General features: G+C 61.7%; 16 protein-coding genes and 1 pseudogene. 10 read left to right on the top strand and 7 right to left on the bottom strand.

Annotated features, from left to right (window positions below):
• Together A2J03_RS13805 and A2J03_RS13810 are read right to left on the bottom strand one after the other, a co-directional pair.
• Positions 1–227: pseudogene (locus A2J03_RS13805) on the bottom strand (acetyl-CoA C-acyltransferase); the annotation flags it as partial.
• 116 nt (positions 228–343) lie between these two features.
• Entirely contained in the window at positions 344–967 is a 624-nt protein-coding gene (locus tag A2J03_RS13810) for an SACE_7040 family transcriptional regulator (RefSeq protein ID WP_068374794.1), read from the bottom strand.
• A gap of 124 nt (positions 968–1,091) precedes the next feature.
• Here A2J03_RS13810 and A2J03_RS13815 point away from each other — a divergent pair, with 124 nt between their 5' ends.
• The 10 genes from A2J03_RS13815 (at position 1,092) to A2J03_RS13860 (ending at position 14,372) form a co-directional block, all read left to right on the top strand.
• Positions 1,092–2,669, top strand: coding sequence for a carboxyl transferase domain-containing protein (locus A2J03_RS13815; RefSeq protein WP_068374797.1), 1,578 nt, complete (start codon positions 1,092–1,094; stop codon positions 2,667–2,669).
• Positions 2,670–2,674: 5 nt separating this feature from the next.
• Positions 2,675–4,669, top strand: a complete 1,995-nt coding sequence (locus A2J03_RS13820; protein ID WP_068374823.1) for an acetyl-CoA carboxylase biotin carboxylase subunit — start codon at positions 2,675–2,677, stop codon at positions 4,667–4,669.
• Positions 4,666–5,832: an acyl-CoA dehydrogenase family protein gene (locus A2J03_RS13825; RefSeq protein WP_068374799.1), complete on the top strand. Its 1,167-nt coding sequence runs from the start codon at positions 4,666–4,668 to the stop codon at positions 5,830–5,832. Before A2J03_RS13820 ends, A2J03_RS13825 begins: the two co-directional genes overlap by 4 nt.
• Positions 5,829–6,314 carry a MaoC family dehydratase gene (locus tag A2J03_RS13830; RefSeq protein WP_068374801.1) on the top strand — a complete coding sequence of 162 codons (486 nt, stop codon included), beginning with the start codon at positions 5,829–5,831 and terminating at the stop codon, positions 6,312–6,314. Before A2J03_RS13825 ends, A2J03_RS13830 begins: the two co-directional genes overlap by 4 nt.
• Before the next feature lie 13 nt (positions 6,315–6,327).
• On the top strand, positions 6,328–7,134 hold the full coding sequence (locus tag A2J03_RS13835; RefSeq protein ID WP_068374802.1) for an HpcH/HpaI aldolase/citrate lyase family protein: 807 nt from the start codon (positions 6,328–6,330) through the stop codon (positions 7,132–7,134).
• A 47-nt stretch (positions 7,135–7,181) separates the two neighbouring features.
• A complete protein-coding gene (locus A2J03_RS13840) occupies positions 7,182–8,300 on the top strand; it encodes a methyltransferase (protein WP_068374805.1) in 1,119 nt (372 codons plus the stop codon).
• Positions 8,301–8,482: 182 nt separating this feature from the next.
• On the top strand, positions 8,483–9,769 hold the full coding sequence (locus A2J03_RS13845; protein WP_068374809.1) for a competence/damage-inducible protein A: 1,287 nt from the start codon (positions 8,483–8,485) through the stop codon (positions 9,767–9,769).
• Positions 9,770–10,148: 379 nt separating this feature from the next.
• A complete protein-coding gene (locus A2J03_RS13850) occupies positions 10,149–11,261 on the top strand; it encodes an NDMA-dependent alcohol dehydrogenase (RefSeq protein WP_068374812.1) in 1,113 nt (370 codons plus the stop codon).
• A 58-nt stretch (positions 11,262–11,319) separates the two neighbouring features.
• Positions 11,320–12,792: an aldehyde dehydrogenase gene (locus A2J03_RS13855; RefSeq protein WP_068374814.1), complete on the top strand. Its 1,473-nt coding sequence runs from the start codon at positions 11,320–11,322 to the stop codon at positions 12,790–12,792.
• A gap of 47 nt (positions 12,793–12,839) precedes the next feature.
• A complete protein-coding gene (locus tag A2J03_RS13860; protein WP_068374815.1) occupies positions 12,840–14,372 on the top strand; it encodes an acyl-CoA synthetase in 1,533 nt (510 codons plus the stop codon).
• A gap of 22 nt (positions 14,373–14,394) precedes the next feature.
• Here the strand turns inward: A2J03_RS13860 and A2J03_RS13865 are convergent, their stop codons facing one another.
• From A2J03_RS13865 to A2J03_RS13885, 5 genes are all read right to left on the bottom strand, one after another.
• Positions 14,395–16,035: a PucR family transcriptional regulator gene (locus A2J03_RS13865; protein WP_068374826.1), complete on the bottom strand. Its 1,641-nt coding sequence runs from the start codon at positions 16,033–16,035 to the stop codon at positions 14,395–14,397.
• A 72-nt stretch (positions 16,036–16,107) separates the two neighbouring features.
• Positions 16,108–17,259 (bottom strand): NAD(P)/FAD-dependent oxidoreductase, encoded by a 1,152-nt coding sequence (locus A2J03_RS13870; RefSeq protein ID WP_068374816.1) that lies wholly within the window; start codon positions 17,257–17,259, stop codon positions 16,108–16,110.
• Complete coding sequence (locus A2J03_RS13875; protein ID WP_082897831.1) at positions 17,256–17,636, bottom strand: RidA family protein; 381 nt, start codon at positions 17,634–17,636, stop codon at positions 17,256–17,258. The genes A2J03_RS13870 and A2J03_RS13875 overlap by 4 nt, the downstream gene beginning before the upstream one ends.
• On the bottom strand, positions 17,633–19,153 hold the full coding sequence (locus A2J03_RS13880) for an amidohydrolase family protein (RefSeq protein WP_068374829.1): 1,521 nt from the start codon (positions 19,151–19,153) through the stop codon (positions 17,633–17,635). Before A2J03_RS13880 ends, A2J03_RS13875 begins: the two co-directional genes overlap by 4 nt.
• A 71-nt stretch (positions 19,154–19,224) precedes the next feature.
• Complete coding sequence (locus A2J03_RS13885; protein ID WP_068374820.1) at positions 19,225–20,487, bottom strand: MFS transporter; 1,263 nt, start codon at positions 20,485–20,487, stop codon at positions 19,225–19,227.
• Positions 20,488–20,773 lie beyond the last annotated feature (286 nt).

Here is a 20,773-nt window from a genome sequence, read left to right on the forward strand (position 1 = left end):
CCAATACCCGCCGCCACCGCAGCCTGACGAGCCGGCATCTGACCCGCCCCCGCCGTCAACACCTGCCCCATGATCACGTACTCCACCAACTCCGGCCCCACCCCCGACTTCTCCAACGCACCCCGAATCGCGATCCCACCCAAATCCGACCCCGAAAAATCCTTCAACGCACCAGACAAACGACCCACCGGGGTCCGAGCCCCAGCCACAATCACCGACGTAGTCACTTTCATTCCTCCACAGATTCTCGAAGATGTTGTACTTGATTCAACGCGTATCGACGGTGCCGTCCAACCCATCGACCGAAACTGTTCGAGCATAGACACATGCAGCGCATGCGCGTTCACTCTGTGAACGCATTTGCTTTTCCACTCACGCCGAGCGCTCCGATAGTCATCTCCCGCAACACGGTTCGAGTGCTGCGCGATGGACCTCGGCCAGCGCTGTAGGGCGTGGAGTTGATGAGGCCGAACACCGCGTGAGCCTTCGTCCTCGCATCGGAGTCGCTCAGCGATTCGTCCGTGGCGCACAGTGTCGTCACCCACAACTCCACGTACTCGCGCTGCATACGCCGCACCTTGCGTCGCGCTGCGTCCGGCAGGCTGTGCAGGTCACGGTCCTGGATACGGATCAACGCCGGGGACGTGACCGCGAAGTCCAAGTGAAATTCGATCAGGTCGAACAGTGCATCGAGGCCGGCCGGCCGTTGGTCCACCACGCGCCTGCCGCCGTCGAGAAGAAAGACCGAAATCTCGACCAACAGCTCGGTCAGCACCGCTTCCTTGTTGGGAAAGTGGCGATACACCGCCGGTCCACTGATTCCGACCGCTGCGCCCAAGTCCTCGAGTCGCACCGATGCGAATCCGCGTTCGGCGAACAATGCTGCTGCTGCCGCCAGTAGTTGCGCTCGCCGTTCGGCTTTCCGCTGGTCTCGAAGAGTCCCCGATTTCGACTCCTGCACAGTCATCACACTCCCCCTTCCGCACTCGACCCTGGACAACTCAGTTAATCATAGTTTACTATTTGCTGAGTTATTCCTCGTTAACTCAAATTCCGCTGATCCGCAGGATGAGACCGAAGGCGCGCATCACATGGCAATCGATACAGCGGCCAACAGGGCAGCCCACGAGCACCTGACCCGCGACCTTTCCGCCCGGCTCGCTCGCGCCGCGCTCGGCGGTAGCGAGAAGTCGCGAGAGCGCCACGTGGCCCGCGGCAAGCTCCTCCCCCGGGACCGGGTGAACGAACTGCTGGATCCAGGGAGTCCGTTCCTCGAGATTGCCCCGCTGGCAGCGAACGGTTTGTACGACGACGAATGCCCGGGAGCCGGAGTCATTGCCGGGATAGGCCGAGTCTCCGGACGCGAGTGCGTCATCGTCGCCAACGACGCCACCGTCAAGGGCGGCACGTACTACCCGATGACCGTCAAGAAGCACCTGCGTGCGCAGGAGATTGCGCTGCAGAACATGTTGCCGTGCATCTACCTCGTCGACTCGGGCGGTGCGTTCTTGCCGCGCCAGGACGAGGTCTTCCCTGACCGTGACCACTTCGGACGTATCTTCTACAACCAGGCGACGATGAGCGCCAAAGGAATTGCGCAGATCGCGGCAGTGATGGGTTCGTGCACCGCGGGCGGCGCCTACGTTCCCGCAATGAGCGACGAAGCCATCATCGTCAAGGATCAGGGCACGATCTTCCTCGGCGGCCCGCCGCTGGTGAAAGCAGCAACCGGCGAAATCGTCACGGCCGAGGAACTCGGCGGCGGCGACCTGCACTCGAAGATCTCCGGCGTCACCGACCACCTCGCCGACGATGATCGCGACGCGCTGAAACGAGTCCGCACCATCGTCTCCACGCTCGGGCCGCGCAGTCCGCGGCCATGGGACGTCGTCGCGACCCGCGAACCCATTGCCACGCAGACCGAGCTGTACGACGTCGTGCCGACCGACCCCCGCACCCCGTACGACGCGCGCGAGGTCATCACCCGCGTCGTCGACGGCGGCGAGTTCGACGAATTCAAAGCCGAGTACGGCAAAACTCTCGTCACGGGGTTCGCCCATGTTCACGGGCACCCCGTCGGCATCATCGCCAACAACGGCGTTCTGTTCTCCGAATCGGCAATGAAGGGTGCGCATTTCATCGAACTGTGCGACAAGCGCAGCATCCCGCTGGTGTTTCTGCAGAATCTGTCCGGCTTCATGGTCGGGCGAGACTACGAGGCCGGCGGGATCGCGAAGCACGGCGCCAAGATGGTCACCGCCGTCGCATGTGCCCGGGTACCGAAGATCACCATCGTGATCGGCGGTTCCTACGGGGCCGGCAACTACTCGATGTGCGGCCGCGCCTACTCCCCTAGATTCCTGTTCATGTGGCCCAACGCCCGGATCTCCGTCATGGGCGGCGAACAGGCGGCGTCGGTGCTGGCCACCGTCCGCAGCGATCAGCAGGACGCCGCGGGCACACCCTGGTCGGACGAGGATCAGGAATCGTTCAAGGCCCCGATCCGCGAGCAGTACGAAACTCAGGGCAACCCCTACTATTCGACGGCTCGATTGTGGGACGACGGCATCATCGATCCCGCTGACACCAGACAGGTTCTCGGACTTGCCCTCTCCGCGTGCGCCAACGCGCCGCTCGAGCAGGTCTCCTACGGCGTTTTCAGAATGTGACTGACATGAACAAGCAGATCGACACCGTCCTGATCGCGAACCGTGGCGAGATCGCTGTGCGCGTGGCACGAACGCTGCGCCGCATGGGTATTCGGTCCGTTGCCGTCTACAGCGACGCCGATGCGGGCGCACGCCACGTCGCCGAGGCCGACACCGCAATCCGCCTGGGACCGGCCAACGCCCGCGACAGCTACCTGTCCATACCCAAGGTCATCGAGGCCGCACAGCGCACCGGAGCCCAGGCCATTCACCCGGGATACGGGTTCCTGTCCGAGAACGCCGATTTCGCGGCTGCGTGCGCCGCTGCCGACATCGCCTTCCTCGGTCCACCGGCCCGGGCGATCGAGGTCATGGGTGACAAGATCGCAGCCAAGGCCGCCGTCTCCGAGTTCGGCGTTCCGGTCGTGCCGGGGATCTCGCGTCCGGGCCTGACCGACGCCGATCTCATCGCCGGCGCTGAAGACGTCGGGTTCCCTGTCCTCGTCAAACCGTCTGCGGGCGGCGGCGGCAAGGGTATGCGGCTGGTCGAACGAACCGAGGACCTCCCCGCAGCACTGGCGAGTGCACGTCGCGAAGCGGCATCCTCGTTCGGCGACGACACGATCTTCCTCGAACGATTCGTGTTGCGTCCCCGCCATATCGAGGTTCAGATTCTGGCCGACGAGCACGGCAACGTCATCCACCTCGGCGAACGTGAATGCAGCCTGCAGCGACGCCACCAGAAGGTCATCGAGGAAGCTCCCTCACCGCTGCTCGACGAGGCGACCCGTGCGCGAATCGGTGCCGCGGCCTGCAACACGGCTCGCAGCGTCGACTATGCCGGTGCGGGAACAGTGGAGTTCATCGTCTCCGCCGACAACCCGGACGAGTTCTTCTTCATGGAGATGAACACACGCCTGCAGGTCGAGCACCCCGTCACCGAGCTGGTGACCGGGCTCGACCTCGTCGAGTGGCAGGTCCGTGTCGCGGCGGGTGAAGCGCTGACTATCGCTCAGGACGACATCACGCTCACCGGCCACGCGATCGAGGCCCGCGTGTACGCGGAGGATCCCGGCCGCGGGTTCCTCCCCACCGGCGGCACCGTCGTCGGACTTCGCGAACCCGTCGGCGACGGCATCCGCGTCGACTCCGGCCTCGCCGTCGGCACCGAGGTCGGCAGCAACTACGACCCGATGCTCTCGAAGGTCATCGCGTACGGACCGGACCGCAGTAGCGCGCTGCGTACTCTCGACCGCGCCTTGTCGCAGACGGCAGTCCTCGGCGTCGTCACCAACATCGAATTCGCTCGTTTTCTGCTCGCCGACAACGATGTTCGAGCGGGACGGCTCGACACCGGTCTGCTCGATCGCCGAGTCGAAGACTTCACTGCATCGGCTGCCACCGACGAGGCACTGATCGCGGCCGCCGCGGTCGAGTGGACTCAGACGTGGCAGAACGCGGGCAACGACATCTGGGCGATGCCGTCGGGATGGCGGGTAGGCGCTCAGGCACCCTTCGTTCGCCGCCTCACCAGCGGAGACAGGTCGGTACACGTCGCCATTGTCGGAACACCCGACGCGGCAACGGTCGCGATCGACGATCACCCCGCAAGCACTCTTCACGCACACACGACCGCCGACACGATCACCGTCGTCGTCGATGGCCGTCGCGAAACCATGACGTTCGCACGAAGCGATTCGGCAACCTGGATATCGAGTGCACAGGGAACGTGGCAACTCCGCACGGTCGCCGAGCCGAGTGTCCGCGACGACGACGCGCACTCGGGGGACGCCGAGATCCTCTCCCCCATGCCGGGTTCGGTTATCGCGGTCGGAACGAGCACCGGCGAGCTGATCACCGCAGGCACTGCGGTGGTCGTCGTCGAGGCGATGAAGATGGAACACACACTCACCACCCCGATCGACGGCACCGTGGAACTGGTTGTCGCAGTCGGAGATCAAGTCCGCGTCGACCAGCTGCTGGCGCGAATCGTCCCCAAAGAAGACAAGGATCAGTCATGACCGATTACCTGTCGTCGGCGAACCTGCCCGATGAGTACCAGCAACTTGCCAAGTCGGTCGCCGATTTCGCGCGTACCGTCGTCGCACCGGTCTCTGCGAAGCACGACGAGGAGCACTCGTTCCCATACGAGGTCGTGCGCGGTATGGCGGACATGGGCCTGTTCGGGTTGCCGTTCCCCGAAGAGTACGGCGGCATGGGCGGTGACTACTTCGCCCTGTGCCTGGCGCTGGAGGAACTCGGTAAGGTCGATCAGAGTGTCGCGATGACCTTGGAGGCAGGGGTTTCGCTCGGCGCGATGCCGGTGTATCGCTTCGGCAACGACGCCCAGAAGCAGGAGTGGCTTCCCAAGCTGACCTCGGGCCAGGCTCTGGCCGCGTTCGGTTTGACCGAGCCCGGCGCCGGCAGCGATGCGGGTGGCACCAAGACCACCGCCAAGCGTGACGGCGGCGACTGGATCATCAACGGCAGCAAGCAGTTCATCACCAACTCGGGCACCGACATCACCGAACTGGTGACCGTCACCGCAGTGACCGGCGTCGACGAGGCCACCGGTCGCAAGCAGATCTCGTCGATCCTGGTGCCCACCAATACTCCCGGCTTCGTTGCCGAACCGGCATACAACAAGGTCGGCTGGAACGCCTCCGACACACACCCGTTGAGCTTCACCGACGTACGGGTGCCCCAGGAGAACCTCCTCGGTCAGGAGGGCCGCGGATACGCGAACTTCCTGCACATCCTCGACGAAGGTCGTATCGCTATTGCGGCGGTATCGGTCGGCGCTGCTCAGGGATGCGTGGACGAAAGCGTCAAGTACTCGAAGGAGCGCGAAGCCTTCGGTCATCCGATCGGCCACAATCAGGCGATCTCGTTCAAGATCGCCCGCATGGAAGCACGCGCACACACCGCCCGTACCGCGTACTACGACGCGGCGGCTCTGATGCTGGCCGGCAAGCCGTTCAAGAAGGCAGCATCCATCGCCAAACTCGTCGCCTCCGAAGCTGCGATGGACAACGCGCGGGATGCGACGCAGATCCACGGCGGATACGGATTCATGAACGAGTACGTCGTCGCTCGGCATTACCGCGACAGCAAGATCCTCGAAATCGGTGAAGGCACAACCGAAGTGCAACTGATGCTCATCGCGAGGAGTCTCGGACTATGACGGACAAGCGAATTCGTCAGCGCGGACTATGGTTCGAGGAGATGGAACTCGGCGCCATCTACGAGCATCGCCCCGGACGCACCATCACCGAGGCGGACAACACACTGTTCACCACCCAGACCATGAACACACAGGCGCTCCATCTCGACGCCGCATACAGCGAGACGACGCAGTTCGGGCAGCGTCTGGTCAACTCGATGTTCACCGTATCCACGCTCGTCGGACTGTCGGTCGCACAGCTGACGCAGGGAACCATCGTCGCGAATCTGGGCTTCTCCGAGGTCTCGTTCCCGAAGCCGCTCTTCCACGGAGACACCCTGTACGCCGAGACGCTGATCTCCGACAAACGCGAGTCCAAGTCCCGTCCCGGCGAGGGCATCGTGACGTTCACACACACCGGGCGAAACCAGCACGGTGACGTCGTGGCTCTCGCAGTTCGAAAAACGCTGGTGCGGCTACGTCCTGCTGAGGATCTGTCATGACGCGGGATCTGTCATGAGCTGGGTTCCGCCGGGACCGGCATGGCTGTTCTGTCCTGCAGACCGACCGGAGAGGTTCGAGAAGGCTGCGGCGCGCGCAGACGTCGTCATCCTCGATCTCGAGGACGGAGTCGCCGCCGCGGACAAGGCCGCCGCACGCGAAGCCCTCGTGGCGACGCCGGTGGACCCGGCCAGGACCGTCGTCAGGATCAATCCGCACGGGACGTCGGACTGGTCGGCCGACCTCGAGGCTCTGGATCGCACCGACTACACCGTCGTCATGCTGCCGAAGTGCGAATCAGCAGCACAGGTCGCGGCGGTGGCACCACGCGAAGTGATCGCATTGTTCGAATCCCCCGCAGGCGCGGTCGAATGTCATGCTTCACTCGGGGCAGACAACGCTGTGGGCGCCATGTGGGGAGCCGAGGACCTTGTTGCGGCCATGGGCGGAAACTCGAGCAGATTCGCAGACGGTCGCTACCGCGCTGTGGCGCAGCATGTCCGGTCGCAGACATTGTTGGCGGCGAAGGCACGAGGACTGTTCGCGCTCGATTCCGTCTTCCTCGATATCCCGAATCTCGACGGAGTGCGCGAGGAAGCGGACGACGCCGTGGCCGTGGGCTTCGACGGCAAAGTCGCCATCCACCCCAGCCACATCCCGGTCATTCGTCAGGCCTACGCCCCGACCGACGACGAGATCGAATGGGCCAACAGCGTGCTCGACGCAGTCTCGAACAACCGTGGGGTCTTCACGTTCCGTGGACAGATGGTCGATGCCCCGGTCATCCAGCATGCGCGTCGCATCATCGCTCGCTGTGGTTGACTTCTCGTTGGCCGAAGGGGTGCCCCACACCCCGATCTAGGAGTGACGTGCACGCAACTGTCGGATGGACCGAGGACGGGCAACAACGCTCGGCGCTGTGGCGTTCGGAGAACAACGCGCCGCCGCCGAAGGCCATCCACATCATCGGCGACGACATCTCCGCCGATGTTGCCTACAAGCGCGCCTCGATCGGCGAATACCTATTGTGGCGTGGCGATTTCAACAATGCACGCCAGCTGATGAAGGCGATCACTCGACGGGCCCAGCCGCGGGCTCGAAAGCCGGCGGCCTCGCCGGCGGAGGATTTTCACCTGCACCGTCAGGACCAGGCTCGGCGGGCGCGCATCCTCGGGATGCTGCTCGTCGAACTCGACGCGGACTACGTTCTCGACTACCCACGAGCGCCCGATGTGAGGCTCGCAGCCACCGAAGCGTACGGCGAGTCCTCGCAGCCATCGCTGCTGTCGCTTCGAGAGCTGCTCAGCCTCATCGGCGCTCACGAATGGCGTCGCACAGGCGTACACATTCCGGCCCTCGACGCCACCATCGAGCCACATTTCGGTGTCTTCTCGCCGCTGCGTGGTGAGTACGTACAGCTCGTCGCCGACACTCCTCTCCCCTCTGGAACCACCACGGCATTCGACATCGGTACCGGCACAGGCGTTCTTGCTGCAGTACTGGCGAAGCGCGGCATCGCGCACGTCGTTGCGACGGACAAGGACCCGCGCGCAATCGCCTGCGCCACAGCGAATCTCGACAGATTGGGATTCGCCGACCAGGTCGAGGTACAGCTCGCCGACATCTTTCCGGCCGGACGCGCCTCGCTGGTGGTGTGCAATCCGCCGTGGATTCCCACCAAGCCGACGTCGGGTATAGAACACGCCATCTACGACCCCGGCAGCCGCATGCTCCGAGCATTCCTCGACCGTCTTGGCAAGCATCTCGAACCCGGCGGCGAAGCCTGGTTGGTGATCTCCGATCTAGCGGAACTTCTCGGGCTCGCCACCCGCGATGATCTACTGGCCGCAATCGACCGGGCCGGCCTCGCGGTGCTCGGTAGAACGGACACATCGCCGACGCACCCGCGGGCGCGCGACGCCGACGACCTCTTCCACGCCGCGCGATCACGCGAGACGACGTCTCTGTGGCGGTTGGCTCCGCGCTGACGTCTGTCCGATTCACCCCCGAGTTGTGCGTCGCCAGGGGCCCTGGGCGCACAACTCGGGGGTAAATCGGCAGTCAGGGTTGCCCATCGTCGGCGAACTCGAGTGCGCCCGATTGGGGATCTACTTGTCGGGTGGGTGACTCTGCGCCAGTGCGATTCGTCGGTCGCCAGTATGGTCGAAGAATGACTGTGCGAGCGGGTGTGGTGGTCACGGGAACAGAAGTCCTGGCCGGTCGGGTTACCGATAGGAACGGTCCGTGGGTGGCCCAGCGACTACTCGAGATGGGAGTGGACGTTGCACACATCACGATCTGCGGTGACCGGCCCGCTGACCTGACCGCACAACTACAATTTCTCGCGGATCAGCGCGTCGACTTGATCGTCACGACCGGAGGCTTGGGCCCGACCGCTGACGATCTGACCGTGGAGACCGTCGCCGCTCTGTACGGCCGCGAACTGCACCTCGACGACGAACTCGAGCAACGCATCCACGCAATCGTGCAGCGATGGCGAAGCCGGATGAGTTCTGCACCCGACTCCGAGCCACTGCGGGCAGGTCTTCGCAAGCAGGCAATGGTTCCGGACGGTGCCCACTCCATTCCGCCAACCGGAACCGCCCCCGGTGTCGCGATACCCGCCAGCGGCTCCGGGACGATGCCCGTCGTCCTGATACTGCCCGGCCCGCCTCGCGAACTGCAGGAGATGTGGCCGGAGGCACTCGTCAGCGCGCCGGTCGCCGAAGTATTGACCCGACGCGCGCAGATCCGTCAGAACACCATCCGCGCGTACGGGCTGTCCGAAGCCGACCTCGCTGCAACGCTGAGGACGGCAGAGCGCCAGGTCGCGGGATTCGGCGAGCTCGAAATCACCACCTGCCTGCGGCTCGGAGAGCTGGAAATAGTGACCCGCTATGCAGAGTTCGCGGCAACGGCGTACACGGATCTCGCAGGTCTAATCGACAAACAGCATGGCTCGCAGGTCTTTTCGACCGACGGATCCACCATCGACGACATCGTCGCGACTCGGTTGGCCGGCCATCGGATCGCCACTGCCGAATCGTGCACAGGCGGCATGATCGCGGCACGTCTCACCGATCGCGCAGGCTCGTCGGCGTATGTCATCGGGGCGGTGGTGTCTTACGCGAACGAGGCGAAGACGGGTCTTCTCGACGTCTCGGCCGAGATCATCGAAGAACACGGCGCCGTCAGCGAACCGGTGGCAGCACTGATGGCAGAAGGCGCACTGAGCAGACTGGGCGTCGACATCGCGGTATCTACCAGTGGCATCGCTGGACCCGGGGGCGGCACCGAACTGAAGCCGGTCGGCACTGTCTGCTTCGGAATCGCCTCCAGGGACCGACCGACCGTCACCCGTACCCTCCGGCTCCCCGGCGACCGCGCAAGCGTGCGTGCGCTTTCCACCACCGCGGCAATGCACATGCTCGCCGACGCGTTGGGGCCTGCCTACTAATCGGAACCGCTCACCCGAGGCGGTCGAGGACCTTCTCCACTGAACGCCCACCTTGCCTGGCAAGGCAACGGGCTACCCGCACCGCTGCCGACCAGCCAAACAGTCCGACATAGTCCATCTCCGTCTGCCAGGGACGCCCACACTTGTGACAACTAGTACCTTGGTCATTGGCATGCAACGCCAATGTCTCTGTTTCGCGTAACGGCCTCCGCCGCTTACGAATAAGCTGCCGCGACACCCAGATGTACGACAGCCGACCCGGCGGTTTTGTGCGCACCGACGAATCCGCCCTTCCAAGTTCGTGCTCCCTTACAGGATTCACGATCAAGTTTTCCCCTACCGTCGTGTGAACCACAGCATACGAACGCCAGGAGTAAACATGAAGACCACCGCCGCAATTCTTCGACAGGCACCTGGAAAATGGGAAATTGCCGAACTGGACCTCGACGAGCCGCGCCAAGGAGAAGTACTGGTCCGTCTCGTCGCATCGGGATTGTGTCATTCCGATGACCACGCGGCTACGGGAGATATGCCGATGGGTACCTATCCGGCGTGCGGCGGACACGAAGGGGCCGGGGTGGTGGAACGCGTTGGGCCGCATACACCAGGATTGGAGATCGGCGACCATGTTGTCTTTTCTTTCTTACCAGGCTGTGGACGGTGCCGCTGGTGTGCGACTGGCAAGCAAAATCTCTGCGATGCTGGGGCACACGTGCTTCAGGGCGACCGTATATCGGAACCAGGCACGTTCCGCATGCATCTCGATGGCCAACCAGTAGCCCAACTGTGCGGCGTCTCGACCTTCTCGCAATACACCGTTGCCAGCGTGCTGTCCACGGTCAAGATCCCCAAGGAAATACCCTTGGACAAAGCATGTTTGGTGGGTTGCGGAGTTGGCACCGGATGGGGGTCGGCAGTGAATGCCGGCGGAGTCGTCCCCGGCGACACGGTTGTCGTCATGGGCATTGGTGGAGTCGGAATCAACGCCGTCCAAGGTGCAAAACACGCCGGCGCCAGCCATGTCATTGCTGTGGACCCATTAGCGTTCAAGCGTGACAAGGCGAAGGAATTCGGCGCGACCGAATCCTTCGGATCCATGGACGAGGCAACCGACGCCGCACGTCACTACACGAACGGTCAAGGCGCTGACGTAGCCGTCGTCACGGTCGGCATCACCACGGGCGAGCATGTGGCACAGGCGTTCAGCGCAATCAGGAAGGCCGGGACGGTTGTAGTCACAGGTGCAAGCGCCGAAGTCGGTATTCCTGTTCCCCTCATCGAACTGGCCATGATGCAAAAACGTATACAAGGCGCTGTTTTCGGTGCGTCCAATCCAAGCTACGACATCCTCAAATGGTTACGCCTGTACCAAGAAGGTGCCCTGAAGTTGGACGAGCTGATTACTCGGACCTACACACTCGACGAAGTGAACCAAGGGTTCGATGACATGCACGCCGGGGTGAACCTTCGGGGGGTCATCCTTCACCAGTGAGCCGGATCAGAGGTTCCATTCCCAATCATTCACGGCCGATGCACCGAACGGACTTAAATTGACGACTACATCCGACAAAGCCTTGACGACAAGTGGTAGCCAGTTCTACATCAACGGCACCTGGGTCAACCCTGCTGAAGGAGGCAACCTCCACAGAACGGTTGATGCCAACACCGGTGAATTGCTCGGCGCCACCACACTGGGCACAGCCATAGATATCGACAGTGCAGTCCGTTCTGCCCGCGCCGCTCTCGACGGACCCTGGGGGCATACGACTCCCGCAGAACGAGCAGACGTGATGCTCCGTTTCGCCGCATGCCTACGCGCACATGCCGATGACACAGCTCGTCTGGTGTCACGCGAGAACGGAATGCCCATAACCATTTCTACAGTTGCCAACGGGATCGTCCCGTCTGCTCTGCTCGAGTTGTACGCCGACCTCGTGACCAAGGCAGCCCTCGAAGAGGTCCGCCCCAGTCAGATGGGGGCAACGATCGTGCGTAGAGAACCCGTCGGAGTAGTCGGTGCCATCACAGCATGGAATTTTCCGCAAATGCTCGCCATGATCAAGATTGCACCGGCAATGGCGGCAGGGTGCACGATCGTGCTGAAGCCGTCACCGGAGACGTCGCTCGACGCGGGTGCGATCGGTGAGGCCGCGACCGAGGCCGGTGTCCCTCCAGGTGTGCTCAATATTGTTCTGGGAGGCCGAGAGACTGGAGCCGCACTCGTGTCACACCCCGATGTCGACAAGATTGCTTTCACCGGGTCGACGGAGGCGGGTCGGAAGATCGGGGCAGAGTGCGGTCGCTTGATCCGGCGATCGACTCTCGAACTCGGAGGGAAGTCGGCTTCGTTGTTCCTCGATGATGGGGACCTTGACCTCTTCCTTTCGCAAGTCGGCGCCACCTCCTTCCTGAACAACGGACAGACGTGCTCGATACAGACAAGGATTCTGGTCGCGCGTACACGCTATGACGAGGTTGTCGACGCCCTGGTCGAATACACTCGCCGTCTCGCAGTCGGACACTCCCTCGACACGAATACTCAGATCGGTCCGATGGCCACCGAGCGCCAACTAGAGCGAGTGCTCGGTTACGTTGATCTGGCGAGAAGTTCGAGCGCACGCCTCGTCTGCGGCGGCGGTCGACCTCGGGGACTCGACCGAGGATGGTTCGTCGAACCGACGATTTTCGCAGATGTCGACAATGGGGACAGGCTGGCTCAGGAGGAGGTGTTCGGTCCGGTGCTTGCTGTGATTCCGTTCGACAGTGACGATCAGGCTGTCGCAATAGCCAACGACTCGGTATACGGGCTCGGCGGCTCCGTGTTCACTACCGACGAGGAGCGAGGCATCGGCATCGCCCGTCGAATCCGCACCGGAACCATCGGCATCAACTACTACGAGCTCGACCCCGGTTCGCCGTTCGGAGGAATGAAGAACTCCGGAATCGGACGGGAACTAGGCCCTGAAGCCCTCGGTTCGTACCTCGAATACAAGTCGATCTACACCAGCGCTGACCAGCTCTAGGCGGCCGGCCCACCGACATCGAAATCACTTAGTCAGGAGAATTGACGGTGTACCCCGGCGCACATGCACTGCTACAACCGAACAAGTCCGCAATCATCGACGCCGACACAGGACGCGTCGTCACCTACCGTGAACTCGACGAACGCTCGATCCGGTTGGCCAACATCTTTAGTGCGGCAGGACTGAGGCGGGGAGACCACGTCGCATTTCTGTCCGACAATGCAACAGAGGTGTTCGAAATCTATTGGGCTGCTTTGCGGTCTGGCCTCTATGTGACCGGGATCAATCACCATCTGACTCCGTCGGATGTTTCGTACATCGTCAACGACTGCGGTGCCCGAATCCTCATCGTATCGGCGGCGACAGAGACGTTGGCGGGCGCGGTCATCGACACCACCCCGAACATCGAACTTCGAATGGCGTTCGGCGGAGCAGTACCAGGACATCTCTCTTACGAGGAGAAACTTGCCGGCGCTGCAACCGCACCTCCAGCGAATCAACCGCGCGGAGCTGACCTGTTGTACTCCTCGGGCACAACAGGACGACCAAAAGGCGTCAAACCAGCGCTCCCAGAGCGCCAAGTCGGAGACCCCGGCGATCCGTACCTTGCGGTATTCGGTCCGGCGTACGGCTTCGGCTTTGACACCGTCTACTACTCGTCGGCGCCCACCTATCACGCCGCGCCGCTACGCTTCGGTGGCGTCGTCCATGCAGCCGGAGGGACGGTGGTGACGGCAAGGAAATTCGATGCCGAGACTGCCCTCGCCACAATCGAACGATACGCGGTAACTCACGCCCAATTCGTCCCGACAATGTTCGTCCGGATGCTCAAACTTGCCGAATCGACCCGTCGACAGTACGACCACTCATCCCTTCGAACAGCAGTGCACGCCGCGGCGCCATGCCCGATCGACGTCAAACGCCAGATGATCGAGTGGTGGGGGCCGATACTGCACGAGTATTACTCGTCGACCGAAGGAAACGGCATCACCCTCATCGACTCTCCCACGTGGCTCGACAAACCGGGCTCGGTTGGGCAGGCAGGCCTCGGCACACTCCACATCTGCGACGAAGACGGGCAAGAACTAGCCCCGGGCAACATCGGACGGGTCTATTTCGAACGCGACGGCATCGCATTCACTTACCACAACAGCCCGGACAAGACGAAGTCAGCGAAACATCCATCGCACGAAACATGGTCGACGACAGGTGACTTGGGGTACATCGATACAGACGAGTTCTTGTACCTCACTGATCGTCAAGCGTTTGTCATCATTTCCGGAGGAGTCAATATCTATCCTCAGGAAATCGAAAACTGTCTCGCTCTGCACCCAAAGGTGTTCGATGTAGCTGTGATCGGAGTTCCCGACGAAGAGATGGGTGAACAGGTCAAAGCTGTGGTTCAAGCCGCGCCCGGTGTAGAAGCCGACGACGCGCTAGCCCGTGAGCTGATCGCGTACACCCACGAATACATAGCTCGGTTCAAGGCTCCGAAATCGGTCGACTTCACGGACGCTCTACCTCGAAGCGCCACGGGCAAACTCGTCAAAGGCACGCTGACGCAGCAATACCTGAAATAGCGTCTATAACGTCGGTTGAACACTATCGGCCGCCGTCCGGCTCGGTGCCTCGCACAATACGCAGCTGAAGCATTGCGGAGAATCTCTGGTCGGGGTCTCCGAGATCGATGCCTCCCACTTCCGCGGCTCGTTTGAGTCGATATCGGAACGTATTGGCATGAACGATCAACGAGGCCGCCGCAGTCGGAATGTCGCCGAACGAATTGAGCCACGCCTCCAGCGTTTCCAACAGTCGAGTATCTCGGTTGTGGTCATGTTCGAGTAGCCGCGCAACGGGCCCAGTCGGTCTGTCGCCGCTCTCTTTCACCTGGTCGCAAAGCTCGAGCATCAACGCTTCGCTGTGAACTTCGTCGAAGGTCGCCACGTTTCGATCGAACTTCCCGAAGCTGTCCAGGAGGACACGTAACGCTCGATCAGCGCTTGCCTGTGCGGTTGAGAGCTGAGACGAACTGCGGGCGATGGAACCGACACCGATCGCGGTCTTGTCGCCATTCGTTACTCTGCCGAGGAATTCGTGCGCGATGCGTACTACTGAATCCAGTCCGCGTGTGCCATCGGTGATGGGTATCATTCCGTAGCACGTCTCGCCGAGCTGAGCGACCGCGCATCGCGGGTGCACGACGCTGAGGTGCATGGCAAACGCGGACGCGAGCCTTTCCAATTCACCTGTTCTACTGACGTGGTGATCTACGGACTCTGGCCCGGAACGGGCCAGACCCACTGCTAGAAATGCGGACATCTCGCCGTGGCCGACGAGCCGTGCGAGCGCACCGCGCGAACCTGGCCCACCACGAAGTGCACTGGTCAACAGATCGGCTCGCAGGCGGAGCGCGTTGTCGAAGTCCGCTCTGTGTCGCATCATATGCAGGGCAACAAGTTTTGCAGCATCAGTGAGTGCAGTCAGCCTATCGTCGTTCAGTGGTTCTTTGACGGCCGCCCAGATCGAACCGAGAACTTCGTTTCCGGCACGTACCGCGATAGCGACTCTCGGAAGCTGGTCGTCGGCAGCGGGTTCTGGGTCGATCCATACTGGCCCGGGACTCGCGTAAAGCTCGTTGAGAATTCCCTTGTCCACCAGGTCTCGAGTGAAACGTTCAGGTACTTGACGACCAAGTATCGTTTCTACGCGTGAAGAGTCTGCTTCGTGTTGACGGGAAGAGAAGGCAAGGACCCGTGAACTGCGGTCCTCGATCGTTACGGGTACGTCGATCAGCGCTGTGATTGCATTTGCAAGTGCAAAGAGATCACCCGTGGGGATTCCGCCCAGTGTTTCTTGACGGTCGTCGCCGACGATTTCCTCCGACATGAGTGATCGGACCATTGCTGCGAGTTGGGTCCATGAAGCGCCGGGGACGAGGCCTATCAATGTGATGCCCGTCTGCTGGACCATCTGGCGCAGTTGATCGGTAACCCGAACTGGCGAACGGACCACCAAGCCAACTGCCCCGGTGCCGCGGAGCGAGGTCAGCAAGGAACAAACATCGTCCGAGCTGTTGATACCGACAGCCAGCACCAAGGCTGCACTGGGAAGATATGCGGCGTCGAACGGGTCATAGAAGGCGACACCGCCGAGTTCGACTGTCGATGGCTGGCCGAGAACGACCTCCAGAAGCGTTGCGCCCAGGTCGGTAGTGACGCGGACGAGGTCGGTTCGAGCTGACATCTTCACATGGCTACTTTCCTCCGCAAACGCACGTTGAGACAACCACGATGGCTAGGAGCCACGGCCGGTGTCCTACGTGCGTGCCACCGTTAGCGCCTGCCGGGCCGGTGCCAACATCTCTTCGGTCAGGCCTCGTGCAGCAACGTCGTCGGGGATTTCGCCAGACCGCAACAGGGCCGCGCCGGTCCGCGCAAGCGCCGGGCAGATCTGAATTCCGTAGCCGCCTTGCCCCGCGAACCAGAAGACACCGTCGACATTGGGTGCAAATCCCACTACCGGGGTCCGATCCGCCGTAAAGCTCCGTTGGCCTGCCCACGTCTGCCGCACGTGTCGTGCGCCGATGACGGTCGCGTCGTTGATGGCCTCGAGAGCTTGTGCTATTGCAAGTTCATCCGGTCTTGCATTCCCTGGCTCCTGTGGGTCTTCGTCTGCAGGTGAGCACAGAAGTTGATTGCCTTCTGGTTTGAAGTAGAAGGCGTCGTCAACCTCGATTGTCAGCGGAAGGTTGGCAGAACTGACAGCATCGGGTGCCGAGATCATGAAGACCGTTCTACGAAATGGTTGGATCCCGACCGGGTCCGCGCCGAGTGTTCGAGCTACCTCGTCACACCAGGCACCGGCGGCGTTGACGACTACAGTTCCGCGATACGGTACTTGTTGTCGGTCCGTCAGAGTCCACATGCCTTCTCGCCGCTCCGCGCGCACGAGGGGGGACGATGTGACCACCTTGCCCCCTCTGCGGCGAAGACCGCGAGCGTAACCTTGATGGAGGGCGTGCACGTCGACATCGAGGGCTCCGGGGTCGAGCATTGCCAGTTCCGTAAAGCCCTGCCGTAGTAGCGGATTAGCGACCTCTGCATCACGTGGTTCGAGGATCTCAACGGCCGGGGTCAGGACGCTGACATCTGCATGCAGGTCTCGAATAGCCTGCGCGCGACCCTCTTTGGCCAGGTACAGAAGCGGGATCGGCGTTGTGAGTGTCGACTCGAATATTTCCGGAGGGTCGATGAATATGCTTCTGCCTGCGGTTATGAGCGCCCGGATGGGCTTGTTTCCATAGCTTTCGATGAATGCCGCCGCGGATCGCCCGGTAGTGTGGAACGCAAGGGTGGATTCCATTTCGAGCAGACAGACGCGATGATCTTCGGCGAGTTCGTACGCTATGGATACACCGGCGATACCTCCGCCGATCACGATCACGTCGAAGTGAGAATCATTTGTCATGGCAGGATCTCTCCCCGTTGTTCGTTTCGGCCGGTGGCGATGATGCTCATCTCGACGAGAACGCCCGGAAACAAGCCGCATGAAATTGTTGTGCGGACGGGGTAAGGCGGTCCAAAAAATTCTCGATACGCGGTATTGAGCGCATCGAAGTATTCCATCGAGGCAAGGTAGACAGACACAGAACCGACGCTGCTGGTCGAGAGGTCGTTGCTGCTGAGAAGTCCCGCAAGTTGGTCGAAGATGGTCTGGATCTGCACATTTACATCGCTGCTCAGGTCGCGTCCCGGGGTCATGGCGACGATCCCCGACGTGTGCAGTTGGTCGCCGATCCAGCGGGAGGTCGATAGAGGTGGGCCGGCGGCGGAAGGCATCGTCATCGAACACCTCGAACCGGACGCCCGGGCATCGCGCTTTCGATCAGCTCTCCGTTGGAGACGATGGGACTGCCGTGTACCAGAACGTGCGAGAACCCGGTTGAAGGAAGAACAGATTGTTCGTAAGTGGCGTTGTCTGTGACAGTTTCTGGGTCGAATACGACGATGTCTGCGTCGCAGCCTGCTTGAAGACGGCCTTTTTTCTTCATGGATGGTGCAGCGGATTCGACTATACGAGCGGGGTACAGACTGCATTTCGCCAATGCCTGGGACAACGTCAGAGTCTCAGTTTCTCGGACGCTGATTCGTAGGGTGCGAGAATAGGTCCCGGCACCACGCGGGTGCATACGGACGTGGCTGGGTAGGGGCCACTGCATCGGATCAAAGCCGTACCCGGCCTCGACCACGAGAGGGACACCATCGGAGGCTATGACAGCCTCAGGCAGCGCGGTCACCTGAGCTAGCCGCTCCGGAGACTTTTGCTCGTCGAAGAGTTTGATGAATGCCCAGCCTCCGGGGTCGCGCTCACGCAGTTCGAGCAACCGTTCCACGGAGCTCACTGTCTCTCCAGTTCGTGCGTAGATGACGTCCGACGGTGTACCGGTTGCTCCGAGCACATGAAGCCTGTCCGGGTGGAAGTAGTCAGCGCCGATCGCACTCATACCGGCACCGTAGGGATATACCTCACTGGTCACCCGCGATCCTTCCGAGCGAACTTTCGTGACCATCGCTTGTACTCGCGCAAGATGATGCGTGGAAGTGGAATTCATGTGGCAGTAATGCATGTGAGCTCCGGTCTCGCCCGCGACTCTGGTGAGCTCTTCGGCACCGTCGACGACGACGGAGGGGTCCTGTTCCACGAGTGGACGGGCATGGGTGAAAGTCGGCACGCCCGCACCCGCTGCGATGCGGGCTACCTGCACGTACTCAGCCGGATCCGTGGCGGGGGCGTATCCCAGAAGTATCCCGATGCCCAACGCGCCGTCGCCGAGTTCTTTCTCCAACAAGCTCAACAGCGTGGATGTCTGTTCTTTGGTGGCCGGCGCGCGCCAATAGTCGGCGCCGATTTCGGTGCCGGTATCGCTCATCGTCCAGCCAACGAGCGATGGCCGGCCACTGAGTACGTGCATCCGTAACGCCGCCCACGAGGCGGAGAACCCAAAGTTGATCGGCCTACCCTCGTCAGCAGATTGTCTGTATGCCAGCGACATTGCCGGTGCACCGGCCTCGAGTTCGAGTGCGGTGGTCACTCCGTCCAGCGCCTGGAGGCGGAGCTCCGCGACGGCTTGGCCGTGACTGTGCAGGTCGATGAAGCCAGGAGCGACGACCAGGTTGCTAGCGTCGATCTCTCGGTGGCCGACGAGGTGCCGGGTAGTCACTTCCGCAATTGAACCGTCGATGATTCCAACGTTGCGCACAGCGTCGAGCGCTGTTTCCGGGTCCACCACTCGGCCGCCTCGGATTACGAGGTCGAATGTAGCTTCTCCTCTGTGTGTGAAGGTCTTCTTGAACTGAGTCATTGCGTTCTCGATTCCCATGTGCTGGTGTTGATTTCGAGCTAGTGGGCGTATGGACGCTCGGGCGCGGCGGATCAGTGACTCGACTTGATGTCGGTTTCGGATACAGGGATGGGTCGCGGACCGATGTTGAGACTTGATGGCGTCAGTAGCGCTACCATGGCTGCTGCGGCAGTTGTCGCAGCAAGAAAGCCGAAAGCGACCGTGTAGCCGAAGTCCTGGGCTAGCCACCCCATGATCACCGGTGCCAATACCCCGGCTACCTGACCGCCGGTGTTTACGATCCCCATCCCTGATCCGATGCATTCCCTGGGGAGCGCCCGAAGGGGCATACCGATGATGCCCATCAGCGCGAGTCCGCTGCAGCCCATGGCGCAGGCCTGCAGGATTGTGAATGTCGTTGTCGATGAGGTTCGAAGCATCAACACCAAGATGATCGAGGCGATGAGGAGGACCGGAACAATGAAAAGCTTTGCGCGGCCGTCGAAATATCGACTCATCAACCAGCCGCCCAGAATCGTACTGACTGCAGTGACCAAGAGTGGCACCGCGGAGGACACACCCGCTGCGACCAGCGAAAGACCACGAACTTCGTAGAGATAGCTGGGAACCCACGTAATCATTCCGTAGGTAAGCATATTGAAACAACAGAACAGCAGAGCGTACCGCCAGACAACGGAATTGCGTACAACAAGCTGCCAGCTCGAGACTTCGGACTCGGGCGTCGCCGCATCGTTCGATACCTCGCGGCGAAGCGGTGAAGGCAGGAAGCGCCACATGAGAACGCCGAGGATCGCTCCGCCGAGCGCGATGATCCAAAACCCGTGTCGCCACCCAACCCACACGATGAGGGGTGCCATCACCAGCGGACCGATTCCGGCACCAACTGCATTGGCTGACAACATGAAGCCTGCGCTGCGGTTTCTAGCCGCGGGCGTGGTGCGCTCGGCAAGGGCTTTGAACGAAGCGCCGGGAAACAGAGCTTGCGCTACCCCGAAGAGTGCCCGCACGATGATCAGGCTGACGAGGCCTTCCACGAGACCTGTGGCAGCGGTGAAGACGGACCAGGCCAGTAGCGAGATGATGAGCAGTGGACGAGATCCGAATCGGTCAGCCAGCACGCCGCCTGGTAGCTGGGCGAGCATGTATGCGATCGCGAATGCGGACACCGCCAAGCCTTGTTGAGTCTTGTCCAGCCCCAGGTCGACTCCGAGGAACGGCAATGCAACAGCGATGGCAACACGATCGATGTAGTCGATGATGTAGACGCCGGCGAGCAGCATGATCGTGACTGTGGAAGTTCGGCGGACATCTGCCGGTGAAGTTGCGGTGGACAAGTCGGCGGCCTCCTGACAAATAAGTGGTAAACAAAAGCTAGACCTGTGACGCGTAGAAGACATGGTGGCGAGTAGACAATTGAATGGGCGAATTTCGTACGAGCGGACGAACTTCTCGGAAACCAACTTGGAGCCCGAGTGGAGTGGTTGGTTACGACTAGCTCAGCGCTGGATTGCCACGCGCCCCTGCGATCTGAACCGTCCTGGATCTGATGGAGACCTGGTTCAAGCCACTTCGCGGTCGGAGGTGGCGGTCGAGCATTGATGACGGTACTCGTTTTCGTAG

The organism is Rhodococcus sp. EPR-157, assembly GCF_001647195.1.
GTDB lineage: Bacteria > Actinomycetota > Actinomycetes > Mycobacteriales > Mycobacteriaceae > Rhodococcoides.

What these genes read in the sequence shown, in the direction of transcription:
- A2J03_RS13865 (WP_068374826.1), bottom strand. Translation starts at nt 16,035, where the DNA reads ATGTCAGCTCGAACCGACCTCGTCCGCGTCACTACCGACCTGGGCGCA.
- A2J03_RS13845 (WP_068374809.1), top strand. Translation starts at nt 8,483, where the DNA reads ATGACTGTGCGAGCGGGTGTGGTGGTCACGGGAACAGAAGTCCTGGCC.
- A2J03_RS13820 (WP_068374823.1), top strand. Translation starts at nt 2,675, where the DNA reads ATGAACAAGCAGATCGACACCGTCCTGATCGCGAACCGTGGCGAGATC.
- A2J03_RS13875 (WP_082897831.1), bottom strand. Translation starts at nt 17,636, where the DNA reads ATGACGATGCCTTCCGCCGCCGGCCCACCTCTATCGACCTCCCGCTGG.
- A2J03_RS13850 (WP_068374812.1), top strand. Translation starts at nt 10,149, where the DNA reads ATGAAGACCACCGCCGCAATTCTTCGACAGGCACCTGGAAAATGGGAA.
- A2J03_RS13825 (WP_068374799.1), top strand. Translation starts at nt 4,666, where the DNA reads ATGACCGATTACCTGTCGTCGGCGAACCTGCCCGATGAGTACCAGCAA.
- A2J03_RS13870 (WP_068374816.1), bottom strand. Translation starts at nt 17,259, where the DNA reads ATGACAAATGATTCTCACTTCGACGTGATCGTGATCGGCGGAGGTATC.
- A2J03_RS13835 (WP_068374802.1), top strand. Translation starts at nt 6,328, where the DNA reads ATGAGCTGGGTTCCGCCGGGACCGGCATGGCTGTTCTGTCCTGCAGAC.
- A2J03_RS13830 (WP_068374801.1), top strand. Translation starts at nt 5,829, where the DNA reads ATGACGGACAAGCGAATTCGTCAGCGCGGACTATGGTTCGAGGAGATG.
- A2J03_RS13815 (WP_068374797.1), top strand. Translation starts at nt 1,092, where the DNA reads ATGGCAATCGATACAGCGGCCAACAGGGCAGCCCACGAGCACCTGACC.
- A2J03_RS13880 (WP_068374829.1), bottom strand. Translation starts at nt 19,153, where the DNA reads ATGACTCAGTTCAAGAAGACCTTCACACACAGAGGAGAAGCTACATTC.
- A2J03_RS13810 (WP_068374794.1), bottom strand. Translation starts at nt 967, where the DNA reads ATGACTGTGCAGGAGTCGAAATCGGGGACTCTTCGAGACCAGCGGAAA.